We start from the raw sequence: 20,110 nt of genomic DNA, 5'->3' as shown, positions 1-20,110 counted from the left end.
GCCGGGGTTTTGTCAATAATGTTTTGTGTGAGTTGTAACGAGCATGAATGACGCCAAATGATAATCAATATTGTTTGCGGTGGTTTTTGAACTGTTATTCGGGGTGATGGCTGGAAAGTTGCGCTTACATGCCGGCTACTGCAAGTAGCGCGCGGGGCCGTTTTACCCTGTTTTGCCGATTGAAATACCGCTCTGGATCAATGTTTTTCCTTTGGTCGCCATCATCCCTTGTGGGAGCTTGCTCGCGATGGCGGCCTTCCAGTCGATACGGTGCTGCCTGAAAGTCCGCTATCGCGAGCAAGCTCGCTCCCACAGGTTTTTCTGTGTTTGTGAAATCGCGAGCAAAAAAACGCCCCGAATCAGTCGGGGCGTCAGATGTGCGGCATTCCGGTTAGTTTTTTAGCCGGTCCGGAAGGGCCGTTTGCTCAGGTGAAGCGGATCAGTGGAACTGCTCTTCTTCGGTGGAGCCGGTCAGTGCAGTCACCGAAGACGAGCCGCCCTGAATCACGGTGGTCATGTCGTCGAAGTAGCCGGTGCCCACTTCCTGCTGGTGCGCCACGAAGGTGTAGCCTTTGGCCGCGTCAGCGAACTCCTGCTCTTGCAGCTTCACGTAAGCAGTCATGTCGTTGCGGGCGTAGTCGTGCGCCAGGTTGAACATGCTGTGCCACATGTTGTGAATGCCGGCCAGGGTGATGAACTGGTGCTTGTAGCCCATGGCGGACAGTTCGCGCTGGAACTTGGCGATGGTCGCGTCGTCCAGGTTTTTCTTCCAGTTGAAGGAAGGCGAGCAGTTGTACGACAGCAGTTGGTCCGGGTATTCCTTTTTGATCGCTTCAGCGAAGCGACGGGCTTCGTCCAGGTCCGGCTTGGCGGTTTCGCACCAGATCAGGTCGGCGTACGGTGCGTAGGCCAGGCCGCGAGCGATAGCCTGGTCGAGGCCGGCGCGTACTTTGTAGAAGCCTTCCTGGGTGCGCTCGCCAGTCACGAATGGCTGGTCGTACGGGTCGCAGTCGGACGTCAGCAAATCAGCAGCGTTAGCGTCGGTACGGGCCAGGATGATGGTCGGAGTACCGGCAACGTCAGCGGCCAGACGAGCTGCGATCAGCTTCTGTATGGCTTCCTGGGTTGGAACCAGTACCTTGCCGCCCATGTGGCCGCATTTTTTCACGGAAGCCAGTTGGTCTTCGAAGTGAACGCCGGCAGCGCCTGCTTCGATCATGCTCTTCATCAGCTCGTAGGCGTTCAGAACGCCACCGAAACCGGCTTCAGCGTCGGCAACGATCGGTGCGAAGTAGTCGATGTAGCCTTCGTCGCCCGGATTTTTGCCGGCTTTCCACTGGATCTGGTCGGCGCGACGGAACGAGTTGTTGATGCGCTTGACCACGGTCGGTACGGAGTCGACCGGGTACAGCGACTGGTCCGGGTACATCGATTCTGCAGAGTTGTTGTCTGCAGCAACCTGCCAGCCCGACAGGTAGATCGCCTGGATACCGGCTTTAACTTGTTGTACTGCCTGGCCGCCGGTCAGGGCGCCCATGCAGTTGACGAAATCTTTCTCGGGGCGGAAGGCTGGCTTGGCACCCTGGGTGACCAGGTTCCAGAGCTTCTCGGCGCCCATTTTTGCAAAGGTGTGCTCAGGTTGAACCGAGCCACGCAGACGGACGACGTCAGCAGCGGAGTAAGTGCGTGTCACGCCTTTCCAGCGCGGGTTTTCAGCCCAGTCTTTTTCAAGGGCTGCAATTTGCTGTTCGCGTGTCAGTGCCATGGAGATAAACCTCGTCGCATAGGTCTGGTGGAAAATTCCTGTTGCCAGATACGCACATTCAAATGGGGCGTAGATGGCTGCTCGCTGACCAGAAGCTTAGGTGGTCAAGTCGGGTCTGGCGGGGAAGGCGACGGGATGAACGATGGGCTCGAGGATGAAAGCTGAGCAGGTAAGGGCGAACTGGCGGGCGCATTCGGGCGTCGTGGGCCTTTATACGATCATCAGTGTGTTGCCGGGCTACCTATTACGCTTCCGTCCCTCGGGACAACTTCGTTCCAGTCGCAACCTCGTCAAACACACCTTGTGGGCGGTACAGACACGAATCGGCTCAGGTCGGTAAGGTTAGAGCGCGATCCGAAGGCCCTTGCCAGGGCCCCTGATTAGCGGGAGCGAGGCCATCATGCCTTCGCTTTTTTGGCCCGTCAAACGTTCTGTAGTGCTATTTTTCAAGCACTACATATTTAGTCTAATACGACTAATCAGTCAGTTTTTGGTGTGCTAGTCCAAGGCGTCGACTTTTACTCGCAACGTCATGTCATCCCGCCCCTGAGTAGAGTAGCTGCGGCTCATAGCCTGTTTGTCGGCTTGCGTCTGGCGGTTGACGCCAGCCAGAGTGATCCACTCGCCCAGGCGGCCGCTGACGGTTGTGTCGGTACTTTGCACGTTCACTACATCGGGACGTTCCTGGCTCATGCGGTCACGGTTGGTACTGATTGCCAGGTGAACGATGTCGCCGGTAACGCTGGCGGTGACGTAGAAACCCTGGGTGACGTTGCGGTATTGGGTCTGGCTTTGCAGGTGGGCGTAGTTGTTATTCGGGTTTTGTGGCTGGCCGGAGGTGTTGCTCTGGGGCTGGTTTTGCGGCTGGCGCGAGGTGTTTATCTGGTTTGGCAGGTTGGTGTAGGCGTCGGTCTGGGTGGTGGTCAGCGGCACGCTCTGGCCGATCTGGATCAGGGCGGGTGTGCCTTCGCTGGTCTGGACCTGCTGGATACCGCCTTCACGGCTGTCGGTGCTGTAGGTGATGATCTGCGTTTGCTGATCGGCGTTGTTGCGCTGGTTGTTTTCATTGGTGTCGACAGTGATCAGCAGGCGCTTGGGCACGGTGTCAAGCTGTGCGATCAGGGCTTTGAGTTCGTTGATCTTGTCGGGTTCGGCGTTGACGATCAGTTGGTTGCCGTAGGCGCTGACCTTGCCGTCCCTGCCGATAAAGTTCTGCGCAACCGGCAGTAGGTCGGCGCTGGTGCGATTGTTGAGCGGCACCACCTCGGTCGCAGCGACGACCGAAAAACTGCAGGTCAGCAGCAGCGTGGTGAGCAGGGTGCGTAGGGACATGTCCGTTATCTCCGCGATCAAAGGCTTGAGTTTGCCAGTTTGTCGGCCTGCGGTGGGTCAAGTTGAATCGTAGACAGCAAAACGCCCCGACATCGGAAAATGTCGAGACGTTTTGGGGCGTTCTCTGTGGCGAGCGGGCTTGCCCGCGTTGGGCTGCGAAGCGGCCCTAAAACTGCCGCCATGGTTTAACTGAAGCATCGCGGCGCTTATATTGGGGCTGCTGCGCAGCCCAGCGGGGGCAAGCCCCCTCGCCACAAGGTCTCAAGCCGAATTGCGCACCATGTCCACGTGCGGAATCCCTGCTTCCAGGAACTCTTCACTGACCACGGTAAAGCCCAGGCGCTCGTAGAACGCTGTGGCCTGAACCTGGGCGCTGAGCATTTGCTGCTTGAGCCCGCGCTTCTCGGCTTCGCCGATCACTGCTTGCATCAGCTTGTCGCCGACCTTCAGGCCGCGCCAGTCCTTGAGCACCGACACCCGGCCGATGTGACCATCGGGCAGCAGGCGGGCGGTGCCAATCGGAAAGTCGCCTTCGAAGGCGAGGAAATGCACGGCGCTCGCGTCGTCGGCATCCCATTCCAGTTCGGGTGGAACGGATTGCTCGGCGATGAACACCGTTTCACGAATGCGCCGGATCTCGGCGTTATCCTTTTGCCAGTCTGCGACACGTACGTGAATCTTATTCATCGGCAAATCCCAGGCTACCTTGCTTGACCAGTTCGCACAGCAGGTTGCGGCCGTCTTCATCGCTCAGCCATTGGCCAAGGTTGTCGACGTGCAGCGCATCGGCGGCGCAAATCATTTTCAGCAGTTCGCGCAGCTTGCCCGGCAGATAACGGCTCTGGCCGCTGGCGAACAGCAGCAGGTCGTCGTCGACTTCGGACCAGGCCAGGCGCGCGCTTGGGTTGCGAATCAACACAGCGCCTTGTTCAAGGCTGCTCAGCAGGTCGTCCTCTTCCAGTTCCGGGCCAACCACCAGTTCCGGGTAGCGTGGCTCGGTCATGAACTGGCCGAACCAGGTCAGCAACAGGCGCTCGTCGCTCATGTGCTCGGCCAGCAGGCTTTTCAAGCGGTCGAGTGCGTCATGCTGGATCTGGTGCGGGTCGATCGCTGGCTGTGCGTCGGCATCGGTGTAACGCTCTTCGTCAGGCAGGAACTGGCTGAGGAAGTCGGTGAAGTGGGTCAGCACTTCGGCGGCGCTTGGGGCGCGGAAGCCGACCGAGTAGGTCATGCAGTCATCGACGGCCACGCCGCAGTGGGCCAGGCGCGGCGGCAGGTACAGCATGTCGCCCGGTTCCAGGGTCCACTCGTCGGTGGCTTCGAAGTCGGCGAGGATGCGCAGGTCGGCATGTTGCAGCAGCGGACTGTCGGAATCGCACATCTGGCCGATTTTCCAGTTGCGCTTGCCGTGGCCTTGCAGCAGGAACACGTCGTAGTTGTCGAAGTGCGGGCCGACGCTGCCACCTGGAGCGGCAAAGCTGATCATCACGTCGTCGATGCGCCAGCTCGGCAGGAAGCGGAAGTTTTCCAGCAGCTCGGCGACTTCCGGCACGAACTGGTCGACGGCCTGCACCAGCAGGGTCCACTCGCGTTCAGGCAGCTTGCTGAATTCGTCTTCGGCGAACGGGCCGCGACGCAGTTCCCAAGGGCGCTCGCCGTGCTCGATGATCAGGCGCGATTCGACTTCTTCTTCCAGCGCCAGACCGGCCAGTTCGTCGGCGTCGATCGGGCTTTCGAAGTCAGGGATCGCCTGGCGGATCAACAGCGGTTTTTTCTGCCAGTAGTCGCGCAGGAATTCCCGTGCCGTGATGCCGCCCAGAAGTTGAAGAGGAGTATCAGGATTCATGTGTAACCTATTGAAAAAAAGCACTTTTCAGACGGGAATAAAAACGCCCGGCGCTGCCGGGCGTCTCAAAGGGTCAAGCGGTCGATCAGATGCGTTTGGCTTGTGCCACGGCGTTGCCGATGTAGTTGGCCGGGGTGAGCTTTTTCAGCTCGGCCTTTGCTTCGGCAGGCATGTCCAGTGCATCGATGAAAGTCTGCAACGCTTCAGGGCTGATGCCCTTGCCGCGCGTCAGTTCTTTCAGCTTTTCGTACGGGTTTTCAATGTTGTAGCGACGCATCACGGTCTGGATTGGCTCGGCCAGAACTTCCCAGCACGCGTCCAGGTCCGCAGAAATTTTCTGAGCATTGAGCTCTAACTTGCTGATTCCCTTGAGACTTGCTTCGTATGCGATCACGCTGTGGGCGAAGCCGACACCGAGGTTACGCAGTACGGTGGAGTCGGTCAGGTCACGCTGCCAGCGGGAGATCGGCAGCTTGCTCGCCAGGTGCTGGAACAGTGCGTTGGCGATGCCCAGGTTGCCTTCGGAGTTTTCGAAGTCGATCGGGTTGACCTTGTGCGGCATGGTCGAAGAGCCGATTTCGCCAGCAATGGTGCGCTGCTTGAAGTAGCCCAGGGAGATGTAGCCCCAGATATCGCGATCGAAGTCGATCAGGATGGTGTTGAAGCGAGCGATCGCATCGAACAGCTCGGCGATGTAGTCGTGCGGTTCGATCTGCGTGGTGTACGGGTTGAAGCCCAGGCCCAGCTCGTCTTCGATGAAGGCGCGGGCGTTGGCTTCCCAGTCGATCTCAGGGTAAGCCGACAGGTGAGCGTTGTAGTTGCCCACGGCGCCGTTGATCTTGCCCAGCAGCGGTACGGCAGCGACTTGAGCGATCTGGCGCTCCAGGCGGTAAACCACGTTCGCCAGTTCTTTGCCCAGGGTGGTCGGCGAAGCCGGCTGACCGTGGGTGCGCGACAGCATCGGCACGTCGGCGAAGCGGATGGCCAGTTCGCGGATAGCTTCGGCGGTTTGGCGCATCAGCGGTAGCATCACGTCATCACGGCCTTCGCGCAGCATCAGGGCGTGGGACAGGTTGTTGATGTCCTCACTGGTGCAGGCAAAGTGGATGAACTCACTGACGTTGGCCAGCTCAGGCAGCTTGGCAGCCTGTTCCTTGAGCAGGTACTCAATGGCTTTAACGTCGTGGTTGGTGGTGCGCTCGATCTCTTTGACGCGCTCGGCGTGTTCCAGAGAGAAGTTTTCCGCCAGGGTGTTCAGCACGGCGTTAGCTTCGGCGGAGAACGCCGGTACTTCGCTGATGGCAGGGTGAGCGGCCAGGCGCTGGAGCCAGCGGACTTCAACCAGGACGCGAGCACGGATCAGACCGTATTCGCTGAAAATCGGGCGCAGGGCCTGGGTTTTGCCGGCGTAGCGGCCGTCAACAGGGGAAACCGCAGTGAGCGAAGAGAGCTGCATGGGGTGTTCTCGGACAGTCGGGCAACGAAATGGGGCGCGTATCATACATGAAAAAATTCCGCTGGTCCGTTGCCAACTGACCAGCGTCTTACGCGTTACAGGCTAAAAATCAGTATTGCAGACGCAGTTCAGCTGCTGTGCATCAGCGGATAAAGCTCTTTAAGCAGTTTGCGGCGACTGATCACCAACTGCCAGCGATGACCGCCGAGCTGCCGCCACAAGCGCGCCGAGCGGATGCCGGCCAGCAACAGGGCGCGGATCTTCGAGGCGTTGCTTGGTTGCTGCAGGTTGCGCATGTCGCCGTGCACCTGAATACGTTGGCGCAGAGTGCTCAAGGTGTCCTGATACAGCGCGCCACAGGCGGCGATCACGTTTTCGTGGGCCGGGCCGAAATGCTCGACCTGGGACTGAATCTGCGGCAGGCGCTTGCCGATCACTTCAAGCATGTCGCCGCGCTTGGCCAGTTGCCGCTCAAGACCGAGCATCGACAGGGCATAGCGCAGGGGTTCGCGCTGCAAGGTGCTCGGGTCGCGTTCGAGGGCGCCGATCAAGGCGCGATAACCTTCGCGCAGATTGAGATCGTCGCCGCCGTAGACCTCCAGCGTGTCCTTGGGGTCGATGATCAACAAGCTGCCAAGCATGCAGGTCAGGCCGGCTTCGCTGACCTGCCCGGTCTTGGCAATCTTGTCGACCAGGACGGCGGCGAGAAATACGCCGCCGAGCGCTATCAGTTGCTCCTGAGTCGGGCTCATGCGCGCGAATCCTTGCTGCTCCAGGGTTCGGCGACTTCGATGACGCCGCCACCGAGGCAGATTTCACCGTCGTAAAACACTACGGATTGACCTGGGGTGACCGCGCGCTGCGGGTCATCGAAGGTGGCGCGGTAGCCGTTGGCGGTTTTTTCCAGGGTGCAAGGCTGGTCGCTCTGGCGATAGCGGACTTTCGCCGTGAGTTTGCGCGGCGAACTCAAGTCGACCGGGTTGACCCAGTAGATGTCCGAGGCAAGCAGGGCTCGGGAGAACAGATAAGGATGGTCATTGCCCTGGCCAACGATCAGCTCGTTGTGTTCCAGGTCCTTGATCAGCACGTACCACGGCTCGTCGCTGGCGTCTTTCAAGCCGCCGATGCCCAGGCCCTGACGCTGACCGATGGTGTGGTACATCAGGCCATGGTGGCGGCCGATCACTTCACCTTCGGTGGTTTTGATGTCGCCTGGCTGTGCCGGCAGGTATTGCTTGAGGAAGTCGCTGAAGCGTCGTTCACCGATAAAGCAGATGCCGGTGGAGTCTTTCTTCTTCGCGGTGGCCAGGTCGTGTTTCTCGGCAATCGCGCGAACTTCGGGTTTTTCCAGTTCGCCGACCGGGAACAAGGTCTTGGCAATCTGTTCGCCACCCACGGCGTGCAGGAAGTAGCTCTGGTCCTTGTTCGGGTCCAGGCCTTTGAGCAATTCGGTACGGCCATCGATGTCGCGGCGGCGCACGTAATGGCCGGTGGCGATCAGGTCGGCGCCGAGCATCATGGCGTAGTCGAGGAACGCCTTGAACTTGATTTCACGATTGCACAGGATGTCCGGGTTCGGCGTGCGGCCGGCCTTGTATTCGGCCAGGAAGTGCTCGAACACGTTGTCCCAGTACTCGGCGGCGAAATTGGCGGTGTGCAGCTTGATGCCAATCTTGTCGCACACGGCCTGGGCGTCCGCCAGGTCGTCCATGGCGGTGCAGTATTCCGTTCCGTCGTCCTCTTCCCAGTTCTTCATGAACAGGCCTTCCACCTGATAACCCTGCTCGATCAGCAGTAGAGCGGAAACGGAAGAGTCCACGCCGCCGGACATGCCGACAATGACGCGCTTCTTTTGTGTGTCAGAAGGGGCTGGATCACGCATAGGGATTTAATGAGTGTCTTGAAAAAGGACGCGATTCTATCAGGCCCGAGCCTGCAAGGCTAAAGAGAAGGGCGGATCAGTTCGAGACTGAAGAGTTTACCGCTCAGGTAATCGTCGATACAGCGAATAATCAGCTCGCTACGCCAGTGCTCGCGTTGTGCAAGGAGTTCGTCGCGGGTCAGCCATTTTGCGCCGATGATGCCGTCATCGAGTTGATAATCGGGGTGATGTTTCAACGCTTTGGCGGCAAAGCAGACGCGTTGGTAGGTCACTCCGTTGCTTGGAGCGGTGTAGAGGTAGATACCCACCACGCCAGTTGCTTCAACGTCCCAGCCGGTTTCTTCGAGGGTTTCACGAATGGCGGCTTCGGTCAGGGTTTCGTTCGGGTCCAGATGCCCGGCCGGTTGATTGAGTACCGCGCGTCCGGCCTTGAGTTCTTCGACCATCAGGAAGCGGCCATTGTCTTCGACGATGGTGGCGACGGTGATGTGGGGTTGCCAGTCCATAAAGCTTCCTCGATCTAATGCTGGAATAAAAACAATGTGGGAGCGAGCCTGCTCGCGATAGCGGTTTATCATTCAACATTGATATTGACTGACTCGCCGCAATCGCGAGCAGGCTCGCTCCCACATTTGTCCGGTGTTCGCATTGGAATTGTGTGAAGGCTGGAAACAGAAACCCCGGCACGGGGCCGGGGCTTCTTTGCATCCTTACAACCTTAAACCAGCGCAGCAATCGCCGCGTTGAAGGTGTTGCTTGGGCGCATGGCCTTGCTGATCAGCTCGGCGTCGGCGTGGTAGTAACCGCCGATGTCGACTGGCTTGCCCTGAACGGCATTGAGCTCGGCAACGATGGTTGCTTCGTTCTCGGTCAGGGTTTTCGCCAGTTGGCTGAACTGCGCTTGCAGCGCTGCGTCTTCAGTCTGGGCGGCCAGGGCCTGAGCCCAGTACAGCGCCAGGTAGAAGTGGCTGCCGCGGTTGTCGATGTTGCCGACTTTGCGCGATGGCGACTTGTTGTTGTCCAGGAACTGGCCGGTGGCCTGATCCAGGGTCTTGGCCAGCACCAGCGCCTTAGGGTTGTTGTAAGTAACACCCAGGTGCTCAAGGGAAGCGGCCAGGGCCAGGAACTCGCCCAGGGAATCCCAGCGCAGGAAGTTTTCTTCCAGCAACTGTTGAACGTGCTTCGGTGCCGAACCGCCAGCGCCGGTTTCGAACAGGCCGCCGCCATTCATCAGTGGAACGATCGACAGCATCTTGGCGCTGGTGCCCAGTTCCATGATCGGGAACAGGTCAGTCAGGTAGTCGCGCAGTACGTTGCCGGTCACCGAGATGGTGTCCTTGCCTTCGCGAGTACGGGCCAGGGTGAAGGCCATCGCGTCGACTGGCGACATGATGCGGATGTCCAGGCCGGAGGTGTCGTGGTCCTTCAGGTAAGCCTGAACTTTCTCGATCACTACACCGTCGTGGGCGCGCATTGGGTCCAGCCAGAAGATCGCCGGAGTTGCGCTTGCGCGAGCACGGTTGACGGCCAGCTTGACCCAGTCCTGGATCGGCGCGTCTTTGGTCTGGCACATGCGGAAGATGTCGCCGGCTTCAACCGGTTGCTCCAGCAGAGTGCGACCAGCGCTGTCGGAAACGCGAACCACGCCGTTTGCCTTGATCTGGAAAGTCTTGTCGTGGGAACCGTACTCTTCGGCTTTTTTCGCCATCAGGCCAACGTTTGGCACGCTGCCCATGGTGGTTGGGTCGAAGGCGCCGTGTTGCTTGCAGTCTTCGATTACCGCCTGGTAGATGGTGGCGTAGCAGCGATCCGGGATCACGGCCTTGGTGTCATGCAGTTGGCCGTCGGTGCCCCACATCTTGCCGGAGTCACGGATCATGGCTGGCATCGAGGCGTCGACGATGACGTCGCTCGGCACGTGCAGGTTGGTGATGCCCTTGTCGGAGTTGACCATCGCCAACGATGGACGAACGGCGTAGACCGCCTGGATGTCCGCTTCGATCGCCGCTTGCTGCTCGGCAGGCAGGGCCTTGATGCGGGCGTACAGGTCGCCGATGCCGTTGTTCAGGTTGAAGCCGATCTGTGCCAGCACGTCGGCGTGCTTGGCCAGGGCGTCTTTATAGAACTCGGCAACGATCTGGCCGAACATGATCGGGTCGGAGACCTTCATCATGGTGGCTTTCAGGTGAACCGACAGCAATACGCCTTTTTGCTTGGCGTCTTCGATTTCTGCGGCGATGAAGCTGCGCAGCGCGTTTTTGCTCATCACGGCGCAATCGAGGATCTCACCGGCTTGTACGGTGGTTTTTTCTTTCAGGACGGTGGTGGTGCCGTCTTGAGCGATCAGTTCGATTTTCACGGCGTCAGCGGCGTCGATCAGGGCAGCTTTTTCGCTGCCGTAGAAATCGCCGGTGCTCATGTGAGCAACGTGAGATTTGGAGTCTTTGGCCCAGGCGCCCATTTTGTGCGGGTGCTTGCGAGCGTAGTTCTTGACCGACAGCGGTGCGCGACGATCGGAGTTGCCTTCACGCAGAACCGGGTTTACCGCGCTGCCCTTGATCTTGTCGTAACGGGACTTGGCGTCCTTGTCAGCGTCGCTGGTGACGGTTTCCGGGTAGTCCGGCAGTGCATAGCCCTGGGCTTGCAGTTCTTTGATCGCGGCCTGCAGTTGCGGAACCGAAGCACTGATGTTCGGCAGCTTGATGATGTTGGCTTCAGGCGTGACGGCCAGCGCGCCCAGTTCGGCGAGGTGGTCGGCTACGGCTTTATTACCCAATTGCTCGGGGAAGCTGGCCAGGATGCGCCCTGCAAGAGAGATATCGCGGGTTTCCACGGCGATATCAGCGGAGGCGGTGAAGGCCTCTACGATAGGCAACAGTGAATAGGTGGCGAGGGCTGGGGCTTCGTCGGTGAAGGTGTAGATGATCTTCGAGCGGTTGGGCATATTCGGATTAACTCTCTTCTTTGCTAAAGCGTGCGCAGAAACTCGAGGGCGCCGGGTAAGCGCGTTCGTTCAAAGTCATCCATGAGCCGAATGTCGAGGTTTCTTCGCGGTGATGTTGGGTGCATCAGTCGAGCGTCAAGCGGGTGGACTGCGGTAACAGTCCGGCTTATCGGGCGTAAAGTCTCGTAGCTATTTATCCAGGAGCAGGAGCTTCGCCTGCGTGACCCTGCGGTCAGCGGCGGCATTATACATAGGTAGCTGGCAATCTGCCGATGGTTCATATGCAACGATTCTCGTCCATTGGTCTAAAGGTCGCAGGTGCGCGTGCGGCGTAGAGTCGTCCACCGTGCTTGAGTTTGGCGCTTTTCCCTTTGCTTTCAGACTTGTACGTCGTGAACTGTGCAGCTTTGCGGCAGATGGATGGAACATAGGGTTTGCGTGCCGATTTAACTGGGGTACGCTCGGACGAAGCCAGATGTTCAATCCAAACAATGGAGTTCAGCATGGGATACAAGAAGATTCAGGTTCCAGCAGTCGGCGACAAAATCACCGTCAATGCAGACCATTCTCTCAATGTTCCTAACAACCCGATCATCCCTTTCATTGAAGGTGATGGTATTGGCGTTGATATCAGCCCGGTCATGATCAAGGTTGTCGATGCTGCTGTTAAGAAGGCTTACGGCGGCGAGCGCAAAATTTCCTGGATGGAAGTCTACGCCGGGGAAAAAGCGACTCAGGTTTACGATCAGGACACCTGGCTGCCTCAGGAAACTCTGGACGCAGTCAAGGATTACGTGGTTTCCATCAAGGGCCCGCTGACCACGCCGGTCGGTGGCGGTATCCGCTCCCTCAACGTTGCTCTGCGTCAGCAACTCGACCTTTATGTGTGTCTGCGCCCAGTGCGCTGGTTTGAAGGCGTGCCGAGCCCGGTCAAGAAGCCTGGCGACGTCGACATGACGATCTTCCGCGAGAACTCGGAAGACATCTACGCCGGTATCGAATGGAAGGCCGGTTCGCCGGAGGCGACCAAGGTCATCAAGTTCCTTAAAGAAGAAATGGGCGTTACCAAGATCCGTTTCGACCAAAATTGCGGTATCGGCATCAAGCCGGTTTCCCTGGAAGGCACCAAGCGCCTGGCACGCAAGGCTCTGCAATACGTTGTCGACAATGATCGCGATTCGCTGACCATCGTCCACAAAGGCAACATCATGAAGTTCACCGAAGGTGCCTTCAAAGAGTGGGCCTACGAAGTGGCCGCTGAAGAATTTGGCGCAACCCTGCTCGACGGCGGCCCGTGGATGCAATTCAAGAACCCGAAAACCGGCAAGAACGTCATCGTCAAGGATGCCATCGCCGATGCCATGCTCCAGCAGATCCTGCTGCGCCCGGCTGAATACGATGTGATCGCGACCCTGAACCTGAACGGCGACTACCTGTCCGACGCCCTGGCGGCTGAGGTGGGTGGTATCGGTATCGCGCCAGGTGCCAACCTGTCCGACACCGTGGCGATGTTCGAAGCCACCCACGGCACTGCACCGAAGTACGCCGGCAAGGACCAGGTAAACCCGGGTTCGCTGATTCTGTCTGCTGAAATGATGCTGCGTCACATGGGCTGGACCGAGGCGGCCGAGCTGATCATCAAGGGCACCAACGGCGCGATCTCGGCCAAGACCGTGACCTATGACTTTGAACGTCTGATGGAGGGCGCCAAACTGCTGTCTTCTTCCGCGTTCGGTGATGCGCTGATTTCGCACATGTAAGCTGGTTTGCGCTAAATAAAAAACCGACCGACTCAAATGATGAGTCGGCCGGTTTTTTTATGCCTGAATGCCGGGTGGTGTCAGCTCAGCACAGGTTCGTGCTGGACGGTCGTTGCAGGTGCGGGCGCCTTGGCCTTTACTGTAGCTGAGTCGATGTTGACCGCGTGCAGGCCTTTGGGACCCTGGATGATCTCGAAACTCACGGGTTGGCCTGCTTTCAAGGTCTTGTAGCCGTCCATTTTAATGGCCGAGTAGTGGGCAAAGAGATCTTCGTCCTTGCCGTCCTCGTTGATGAAGCCATATCCCTTGGCATTGTTGAACCACTTGACCTTACCGCTAGCCATGCTCATATCCCTCTGCAACAGACTCCATCACTGGAGTATCATCCAGTTAATCCGCATCAACCCTGAAATGGGGTTGACTGTGCGGACCTTTTTTACCCATCGTGGGCTCTATTGGTTGTAACACTGATTTGCCGATAGTCAAGGTGACCAAGCAGTCGGGGTTGAAAAGCTCTGGGGCCGCCCCCACCACTGTATTCAGCTCAACTAACGAACCTTTCTTTCCATGCATGCTATCAGCCAGATTCGACTAACATTCAATCAGGATCGCCCTGATTTACACGACGACGATTCAGCAGGCATTGCTGTACAGGAGGCTAAGCCTGCGTTACAGGCGCCGCCGATGTACAAGGTGGTTTTGTTCAATGATGACTACACACCGATGGATTTCGTCGTCGAAGTGCTCGAGGTGTTTTTTAACCTGAATCGCGAGCTGGCGACCAAGGTCATGCTGGCCGTTCACACAGAAGGACGGGCAGTATGTGGAGTGTTTACCCGCGACATCGCCGAGACCAAGGCCATGCAGGTCAACCAGTACGCCAGGGAAAGCCAGCATCCGCTACTCTGTGAAATCGAGAAGGACGGTTAACGCCGACCACTTGGGTATGAGGTGAAGCTATGTTAAACCGCGAGCTCGAAGTCACCCTCAATCTCGCCTTCAAGGAGGCGCGTTCGAAACGTCATGAATTCATGACCGTCGAACACCTCCTGTTGGCTCTATTGGATAATGAGGCTGCCGCCACCGTTTTGCGTGCCTGCGGCGCAAACCTCGACAAACTCAAGCATGACCTGCAGGAGTTCATCGACTCCACCACGCCTTTGATCCCCCTTCATGACGAGGATCGCGAAACCCAGCCAACCCTGGGCTTCCAGCGTGTACTGCAACGTGCTGTCTTTCATGTACAGAGCTCGGGCAAACGCGAAGTGACTGGCGCCAACGTGCTGGTTGCAATCTTCAGTGAGCAAGAGAGTCAGGCGGTGTTCCTGCTGAAACAGCAGAGCGTTGCACGCATCGATGTCGTCAATTACATCGCTCATGGCATCTCGAAAGTGCCAGGGCATGGCGAACACTCTGAAGGTGAGCAAGATATGCAGGACGACGAGGGCGGTGAGTCTTCTTCTTCAGGCAATCCTCTGGATGCATATGCCAGCAACCTCAACGAACTGGCGCGCCAGGGTCGAATCGACCCATTGGTCGGGCGTGAAATGGAAGTTGAGCGTGTCGCGCAGATTCTGGCGCGTCGGCGTAAAAACAATCCGTTGCTGGTCGGCGAGGCAGGCGTGGGTAAAACCGCAATTGCCGAAGGTCTGGCCAAGCGCATCGTCGACAATCAGGTACCTGATCTGTTGGCCAATAGCGTGGTTTATTCGCTCGATCTGGGCGCGTTGCTCGCTGGGACCAAGTACCGCGGCGATTTCGAGAAGCGCTTCAAGGCGTTGCTCAATGAGCTGAAAAAACGTCCGCAGGCGATCCTGTTCATCGACGAGATCCACACCATTATTGGTGCAGGTGCCGCCTCTGGTGGTGTCATGGATGCTTCGAACCTGCTCAAGCCGCTGCTGTCGTCGGGTGATATCCGTTGCATCGGCTCGACCACGTTCCAGGAATTCCGTGGAATCTTCGAGAAAGACCGTGCCCTGGCTCGGCGCTTCCAGAAGGTCGATGTGTCGGAGCCTTCGGTCGAAGACACCATTGGTATCCTGCGCGGTCTCAAGGGGCGTTTCGAACTTCATCACAATATCGAATACAGTGATGAAGCCCTACGTGCCGCTGCCGAGCTGGCATCACGCTACATCAATGATCGGCACATGCCGGACAAGGCCATCGACGTCATCGACGAGGCGGGCGCCTATCAGCGTCTGCAGCCAATCGAGAAGCGTGTGAAGCGCATCGAGGTGGCTCAGGTCGAGGACATCGTGGCGAAGATCGCGCGGATTCCGCCAAAACACGTCACCAGCTCCGACAAAGAGCTGTTGCGTAACCTTGAGCGCGATCTGAAGTTGACGGTGTTTGGCCAGGATGCGGCGATCGACTCCTTGTCGACCGCGATCAAGCTGTCCCGTGCGGGTCTGAAGTCGCCTGACAAGCCTGTCGGTTCGTTCCTGTTTGCCGGCCCTACCGGTGTCGGTAAAACCGAAGCGGCCCGGCAACTGGCCAAGGCGCTGGGGATCGAACTGGTTCGCTTCGACATGTCCGAATACATGGAGCGCCACACCGTTTCGCGTTTGATCGGTGCACCTCCGGGCTATGTCGGGTTCGATCAGGGCGGCCTGCTGACTGAAGCGATCACCAAGCAGCCTCACTGCGTGCTGTTGCTCGATGAGATCGAGAAGGCGCATCCGGAAGTCTTCAACCTGCTGTTGCAGGTCATGGACCACGGTACGCTCACCGATAACAACGGGCGCAAGGCAGATTTCCGTAACGTGATCGTCATCATGACGACCAACGCCGGTGCCGAAACCGCAGCTCGGGCTTCTATCGGCTTCACACATCAGGATCACTCGTCCGACGCAATGGAAGTGATCAAGAAGAGCTTCACGCCGGAATTCCGTAACCGTCTGGACACCATTATCCAGTTTGGTCGCCTCAGTCATGAGGTCATCAAAAGCGTGGTGGACAAGTTCCTTACCGAACTGCAGGCGCAGCTGGAAGACAAGCGTGTACTGCTCGAGGTCACCGACGCTGCACGCAGTTGGCTGGCGGCTGGTGGTTACGATGCGACCATGGGTGCACGACCAATGGCGCGTTTGATCCAGGACAAGATCAAGCGTCCGCTGGCGGAGGAGATTCTCTTTGGCGAACTGGCCGAGCATGGCGGTGTGGTGCACATCGACATCAAGGATGGCGAGTTGACCTTCGACTTTGAGACTACTGCTGAAATGGCCTGACGGTTGTTGCTGTTGCTTTAAAGCAGAAGGCGCCTGATGGCGCCTTTTTGCTGTCTGCGGGTTGGGGTTGGGTTTGGGTTTGGGGGTGTATATCCGTTGCTGCGGTAACGGCGGCTGGCGGTTTCGCTCTTACAGCGAGTCCCTTTTTCAAACGCCAAAAAGGAACCAAAAGGCTTCGCCCCAAGCGTACGGCACCTCGCCTAGGCTCGGCGTTCCCTCGTTACGGTATTCATCAGGAGGCATCGCCTACGGTCTGCTTCGCGACGACCTCCTCTCGATGTGTCCGGCTGCGCCGTACGGCGCTGCGCGCCAACCTCCTGATGAACACCTCCACTCGGCCTCCCGACGGGGCGGGTGGATCTAGATCAACAGCAAAGCACGGCGACCTCCCGGTCGGCCTGAGTGGTGAGAGCGCGGATCGTTCCCACGCTCAGCGTGGGGATGCATCCTGTGACGCTCTGCGTCACGATTCGTGAGCTGATGCAGGGCGTGGGAATGATCAAGTTCCCTGTGGGAGCAAGGCTTGCCTGCGATGGCGGTCTGACTGTTGATCGGTTTTTGGTGGATGTACTCGAATTACATTGGGGCTACAAAACGCTTTGGCTTTGGCTTTGGCTTTGGCTTTTGATCTTGATCTGCTTTTGATCTTTCGCCCCATCGGCAGGCCGAGCGTAGGTGTCCATCAGGGGGTAGGCGCGTAGCGCCGTTCGACGAAGTCGAACACATCGAGAGGAGGTCGTAGCGAAGCAGACCGTAGGCGATGCCCCCTGATGGGCACCGTAGCGAGGGAACACCGAGCCTAGGCGAGGTGCCGTACGCCGGGGCGAAGCCTTTTGCTTACTTTTCGGCGTTTGGAAAAGTGAGTCGCTGTAAAAGCGAAACCATAAGTCGCCGTTACCGCAGCAACGGATATGCCCCCCAGCCAAGGGGCCAGCTAAAGCCCTGAACAAACCCCAGACAAACAAAAACGCCCGGCAGAACCGGGCGTTTTGTATTGACTTGATTAACGAGCGCGGTAAGTGATCCGCCCTTTGCTCAAATCATAGGGCGTCAGCTCGACGCGCACTTTGTCACCGGTAAGAATACGAATGTAATTCTTGCGCATCTTGCCGGAAATATGCGCGGTTACGACGTGCCCATTTTCCAACTCCACACGAAACATGGTGTTGGGCAGGGTGTCGACGACAGTGCCTTCCATTTCGAAGCTGTCTTCTTTCGACATGCAGTAAAGCCCTCGGTATCCAATGAATGGCCCGGTGCAACTGCGCCAGGCAAAAGCGGCGTGCATTGTGCCCGAAAAGTGGGGTTTAAGCCAAGGGCTTTAGGGCTGAACCTAGTTCAGTACCACCCAGCGCTGATTAATCAGCAGCTCTATGGGGCGATATTGGGTCTTGTAGTTCATTTTCTTGCAGTTTTTGATCCAGTATCCGAGGTAAACCGCGTCCAGTCCCAAGCGCCGGGCTTCGTTGATCTGCCAGAGAATCGCGTAACGCCCCAGGCTGCGGCGATCTTCTTCGGGCTCATAGAAGGTGTAGACCGCCGACAAGCCGTTGGGCAGCAGATCCGTCACGGCGACCGCCAGCAGACGGCCTTCGAGGCGGAACTCATAGAAACGCGAAAACGGCAGGTCGCGGACCAGAAAGGTCGAAAACTGATCGCGGCTGGGCGGGTACATGTCGCCATCGGCGTGGCGCTGTTCGATATAGCGTTGGTAAAGATCGAAATATTCTTCGCTGAAACCCGGTTTGGCCGGGCGAACCTGCAGGTCGGCATTGCGTTTGAAAATGCGTTTCTGCTGGCGGTTTGGCGAAAACTGTGCAACCGGAATGCGCGCAGGCACACACGCATTGCAATTTTGGCAATGCGGCCGGTACAGGTGATCGCCACTGCGACGAAAACCCATTTCCGACAGGTCTGCATAGACATGCACATCCATGGGCTGGCTAGGGTCGAGGAACAGCGTGGTGGCCTGTTCATCGGGCAGATAGCTGCAAGAGTGGGGCTGAGTGGCATAGAACTTGAGGCGCGCCAACTCGGTCATGAATCAACCCTCGGGAATAGCTGTTCAATTAAGTGTAAGCCACGAGCGCAAAAGTCGCTCAGCAAACCCATGGGGCGCCGCTGGCTTGATCAAGGTGTTGCTGCAGATAGCCAGCAAACTCTCGGCGCGGGATAGCCCGGGCACCCAGACTGTGCAGATGACCGGTCGGCATCTGGCAGTCGATCAGCACGAAACCGGCGTCCTTGAGGTGGTTGACCAGCGTGGCGAAGCCGACCTTGGAGGCGTTGTCTGCACGGCTGAACATCGACTCACCGAAAAACAGCCGACCCATGGCGAGGCCATAGAGCCCGCCCACCAGCACCCCTTGGTCCCAGACCTCGACCGAGTGGGCGTATCCGCGAGCGTGCAGCTCCATGTAGGCGGTTTGCATCGCTTCGGTGATCCAGGTGCCATCGGCGTACTCCCGCGGAGCTGCGCAGGCGCGTATGACGGCCGGGAAGTCCTGATCGAACGTCACGTCGTAACGCTTTTGGCGCAACAGCTTGCCGAGACTGCGAGAAACATGCAATTCGTCGGGAAACAATACGGTGCGTGGGTCCGGCGACCACCAGAGGATCGGCTGGCCCTCCGAAAACCACGGGAAACAACCGTGGCGGTAAGCCTGGATCAGCCGATCGGCGCTCAGGTCGCCGCCAGCGGCAAGCAGGCCGTTGGGGTCGCGCATGGCTTTTTCCAGCGGCGGGAATTTCAGGGAATCGCGTTGTAACCAGGTCAGCATGGTATCCAGGCTTGCAGAAGGGGAGGGCAGCGGCAGGCCTTGGCCTGCCGCAATGAATGTCTTATCAGTTGTCGTCCAGGTACTTCTCGGCGTCCAGTGCCGCCATGCAGCCGGCGCCCGCGGAAGTCACCGCCTGACGGTAGACGTGGTCGGCCACATCGCCGGCGGCAAACACCCCCTCGATCTCGGTGGCGGTGGCATTGCCTTCGCTGCCGCCCCGGACTCGCAGGTAGCCGTTATGCATCTCCAGCTGACCCTGGAACAGGTCGGTATTGGGTTTGTGGCCAATGGCGATGAATACGCCGGTCAGCTCCAGGTCTTTCATCTCGCCGGTCAGGCTGTCGCGCAGGCGTGCACCGGTTACGCCGCTGGCATCACCCAATACCTCTTCAAGGTTCTGGTTCCAGTGCAGGCGAATGTTGCCATTTTTGGCACGTTCGAACAGTTTGTCCTGAAGAATCTTCTCTGAGCGCAGTTTGTCGCGACGATGAATCAGATGCACTTCCTTGGCGATGTTGGCCAGGTACAGCGCTTCTTCAACGGCCGTGTTGCCGCCGCCAATCACCGCGACCACCTGATTGCGGTAGAAAAAACCATCGCAAGTGGCACAGGCAGAAACGCCTTTGCCGGCGAAGGTTTCTTCAGATGACAGCCCCAGGTATTGCGCCGAAGCACCGGTCGCGATAATCAGTGCATCGCAGGTGTAGGTGCCGCTGTCGCCAGTGAGGCGAAACGGCCGCTGCTGCAACTCTGCGGTGTGAATGTGGTCGTAGACGATCTCGGTGTCGAAACGCTCGGCGTGTTTTTGCATGCGCTCCATCAGCACCGGGCCGGTCAGACCTTCAACATCGCCAGGCCAGTTGTCGACTTCAATGGTGGTGGTCAATTGACCGCCGGCTTGCAGGCCCGTAATAACGGTCGGCTTGAGGTTGGCGCGAGCGGCATAAACGGCGGCACTGTAACCGGCAGGGCCGGAACCCAGAATGATCAGGCGTGAATGCTTAGCTTCGCTCATAAAAACACCTCATAAGCCTTTGTCACAAAAGAGAATGCATGCTCAAATTGAAGCGCGCGCAATGTACTTTTGGCTATGCTACACCTTAGCTGCTCTGGCG

The 20,110-nt window shown here is 58.2% G+C and carries 17 protein-coding genes; 3 read left to right on the top strand and 14 right to left on the bottom strand.

The genetic code is table 11. The features are described 5' to 3' along the window. Window positions 1–439: 439 nt before the first annotated feature. The 9 genes from aceA to BK658_RS18965 all read right to left on the bottom strand — a co-directional run bounded on the left by aceA (window position 440) and on the right by BK658_RS18965 (window position 11,225). A complete protein-coding gene (aceA, locus tag BK658_RS19005; RefSeq protein ID WP_054597855.1) occupies window positions 440–1,765 on the bottom strand; it encodes an isocitrate lyase in 1,326 nt (441 codons plus the stop codon). A gap of 498 nt (window positions 1,766–2,263) precedes the next feature. Beyond that, complete coding sequence (locus BK658_RS19000) at window positions 2,264–3,097, bottom strand: secretin N-terminal domain-containing protein (protein WP_123583615.1); 834 nt, start codon at window positions 3,095–3,097, stop codon at window positions 2,264–2,266. Window positions 3,098–3,358: 261 nt separating this feature from the next. Continuing rightward, window positions 3,359–3,784, bottom strand: a complete 426-nt coding sequence (locus BK658_RS18995) for a GNAT family N-acetyltransferase (RefSeq protein ID WP_123583614.1) — start codon at window positions 3,782–3,784, stop codon at window positions 3,359–3,361. Further along, the gene (locus tag BK658_RS18990) at window positions 3,777–4,943 is read right to left on the bottom strand and encodes a ribosomal protein uL16 3-hydroxylase (RefSeq protein WP_123583613.1); all 1,167 of its coding nucleotides are present in this window, start codon (window positions 4,941–4,943) and stop codon (window positions 3,777–3,779) included. The genes BK658_RS18995 and BK658_RS18990 overlap by 8 nt, the downstream gene beginning before the upstream one ends. A gap of 85 nt (window positions 4,944–5,028) precedes the next feature. After that, window positions 5,029–6,399 (bottom strand): adenylosuccinate lyase, encoded by a 1,371-nt coding sequence (gene purB / locus BK658_RS18985; RefSeq protein ID WP_103319869.1) that lies wholly within the window; start codon window positions 6,397–6,399, stop codon window positions 5,029–5,031. Window positions 6,400–6,527: 128 nt separating this feature from the next. Further along, complete coding sequence (hflD, locus tag BK658_RS18980; protein WP_123583612.1) at window positions 6,528–7,151, bottom strand: high frequency lysogenization protein HflD; 624 nt, start codon at window positions 7,149–7,151, stop codon at window positions 6,528–6,530. Next, window positions 7,148–8,281 (bottom strand): tRNA 2-thiouridine(34) synthase MnmA, encoded by a 1,134-nt coding sequence (gene mnmA / locus BK658_RS18975; RefSeq protein WP_123583611.1) that lies wholly within the window; start codon window positions 8,279–8,281, stop codon window positions 7,148–7,150. Before mnmA ends, hflD begins: the two co-directional genes overlap by 4 nt. Before the next feature lie 59 nt (window positions 8,282–8,340). Beyond that, window positions 8,341–8,787: an NUDIX hydrolase gene (locus tag BK658_RS18970; RefSeq protein ID WP_123583610.1), complete on the bottom strand. Its 447-nt coding sequence runs from the start codon at window positions 8,785–8,787 to the stop codon at window positions 8,341–8,343. A gap of 212 nt (window positions 8,788–8,999) precedes the next feature. Continuing rightward, window positions 9,000–11,225 carry an NADP-dependent isocitrate dehydrogenase gene (locus BK658_RS18965; protein ID WP_123583609.1) on the bottom strand — a complete coding sequence of 742 codons (2,226 nt, stop codon included), beginning with the start codon at window positions 11,223–11,225 and terminating at the stop codon, window positions 9,000–9,002. Window positions 11,226–11,728: 503 nt separating this feature from the next. Here BK658_RS18965 and icd point away from each other — a divergent pair. Beyond that, window positions 11,729–12,985, top strand: a complete 1,257-nt coding sequence (gene icd, locus BK658_RS18955; protein ID WP_123583607.1) for an NADP-dependent isocitrate dehydrogenase — start codon at window positions 11,729–11,731, stop codon at window positions 12,983–12,985. Between the two features lie 80 nt (window positions 12,986–13,065). Here icd and cspD read toward each other — a convergent pair whose 3' ends face one another. After that, window positions 13,066–13,329 carry a cold shock domain-containing protein CspD gene (gene cspD / locus BK658_RS18950; RefSeq protein WP_123583789.1) on the bottom strand — a complete coding sequence of 88 codons (264 nt, stop codon included), beginning with the start codon at window positions 13,327–13,329 and terminating at the stop codon, window positions 13,066–13,068. Window positions 13,330–13,552: 223 nt separating this feature from the next. Here cspD and clpS point away from each other — a divergent pair, with 223 nt between their 5' ends. Next, window positions 13,553–13,915, top strand: coding sequence for an ATP-dependent Clp protease adapter ClpS (clpS, locus tag BK658_RS18945; protein WP_015094394.1), 363 nt, complete (start codon window positions 13,553–13,555; stop codon window positions 13,913–13,915). Window positions 13,916–13,944: 29 nt separating this feature from the next. Continuing rightward, on the top strand, window positions 13,945–16,215 hold the full coding sequence (clpA, locus tag BK658_RS18940) for an ATP-dependent Clp protease ATP-binding subunit ClpA (protein WP_123583606.1): 2,271 nt from the start codon (window positions 13,945–13,947) through the stop codon (window positions 16,213–16,215). Window positions 16,216–17,218: 1,003 nt separating this feature from the next. Here clpA and infA read toward each other — a convergent pair. The 4 genes from infA to trxB all read right to left on the bottom strand — a co-directional run bounded on the left by infA (window position 17,219) and on the right by trxB (window position 20,010). Beyond that, a complete protein-coding gene (gene infA, locus BK658_RS18935; RefSeq protein WP_002553999.1) occupies window positions 17,219–17,437 on the bottom strand; it encodes a translation initiation factor IF-1 in 219 nt (72 codons plus the stop codon). A gap of 111 nt (window positions 17,438–17,548) precedes the next feature. Continuing rightward, the gene (locus BK658_RS18930) at window positions 17,549–18,256 is read right to left on the bottom strand and encodes an arginyltransferase (protein ID WP_123583605.1); all 708 of its coding nucleotides are present in this window, start codon (window positions 18,254–18,256) and stop codon (window positions 17,549–17,551) included. A gap of 58 nt (window positions 18,257–18,314) precedes the next feature. Continuing rightward, window positions 18,315–18,995, bottom strand: coding sequence for a leucyl/phenylalanyl-tRNA--protein transferase (aat, locus tag BK658_RS18925; protein WP_123583604.1), 681 nt, complete (start codon window positions 18,993–18,995; stop codon window positions 18,315–18,317). A gap of 64 nt (window positions 18,996–19,059) precedes the next feature. Continuing rightward, a complete protein-coding gene (gene trxB / locus BK658_RS18920; RefSeq protein ID WP_123583603.1) occupies window positions 19,060–20,010 on the bottom strand; it encodes a thioredoxin-disulfide reductase in 951 nt (316 codons plus the stop codon). Window positions 20,011–20,110: the final 100 nt, after the last annotated feature.

It is taken from the genome of Pseudomonas brassicacearum, from assembly GCF_003732175.1.
Classification (GTDB): domain Bacteria; phylum Pseudomonadota; class Gammaproteobacteria; order Pseudomonadales; family Pseudomonadaceae; genus Aquipseudomonas; species Aquipseudomonas brassicacearum_G.
Note: the sequence above shows the minus strand (reverse complement) of the source record. Positions and strands in the feature narration are given on the sequence as shown.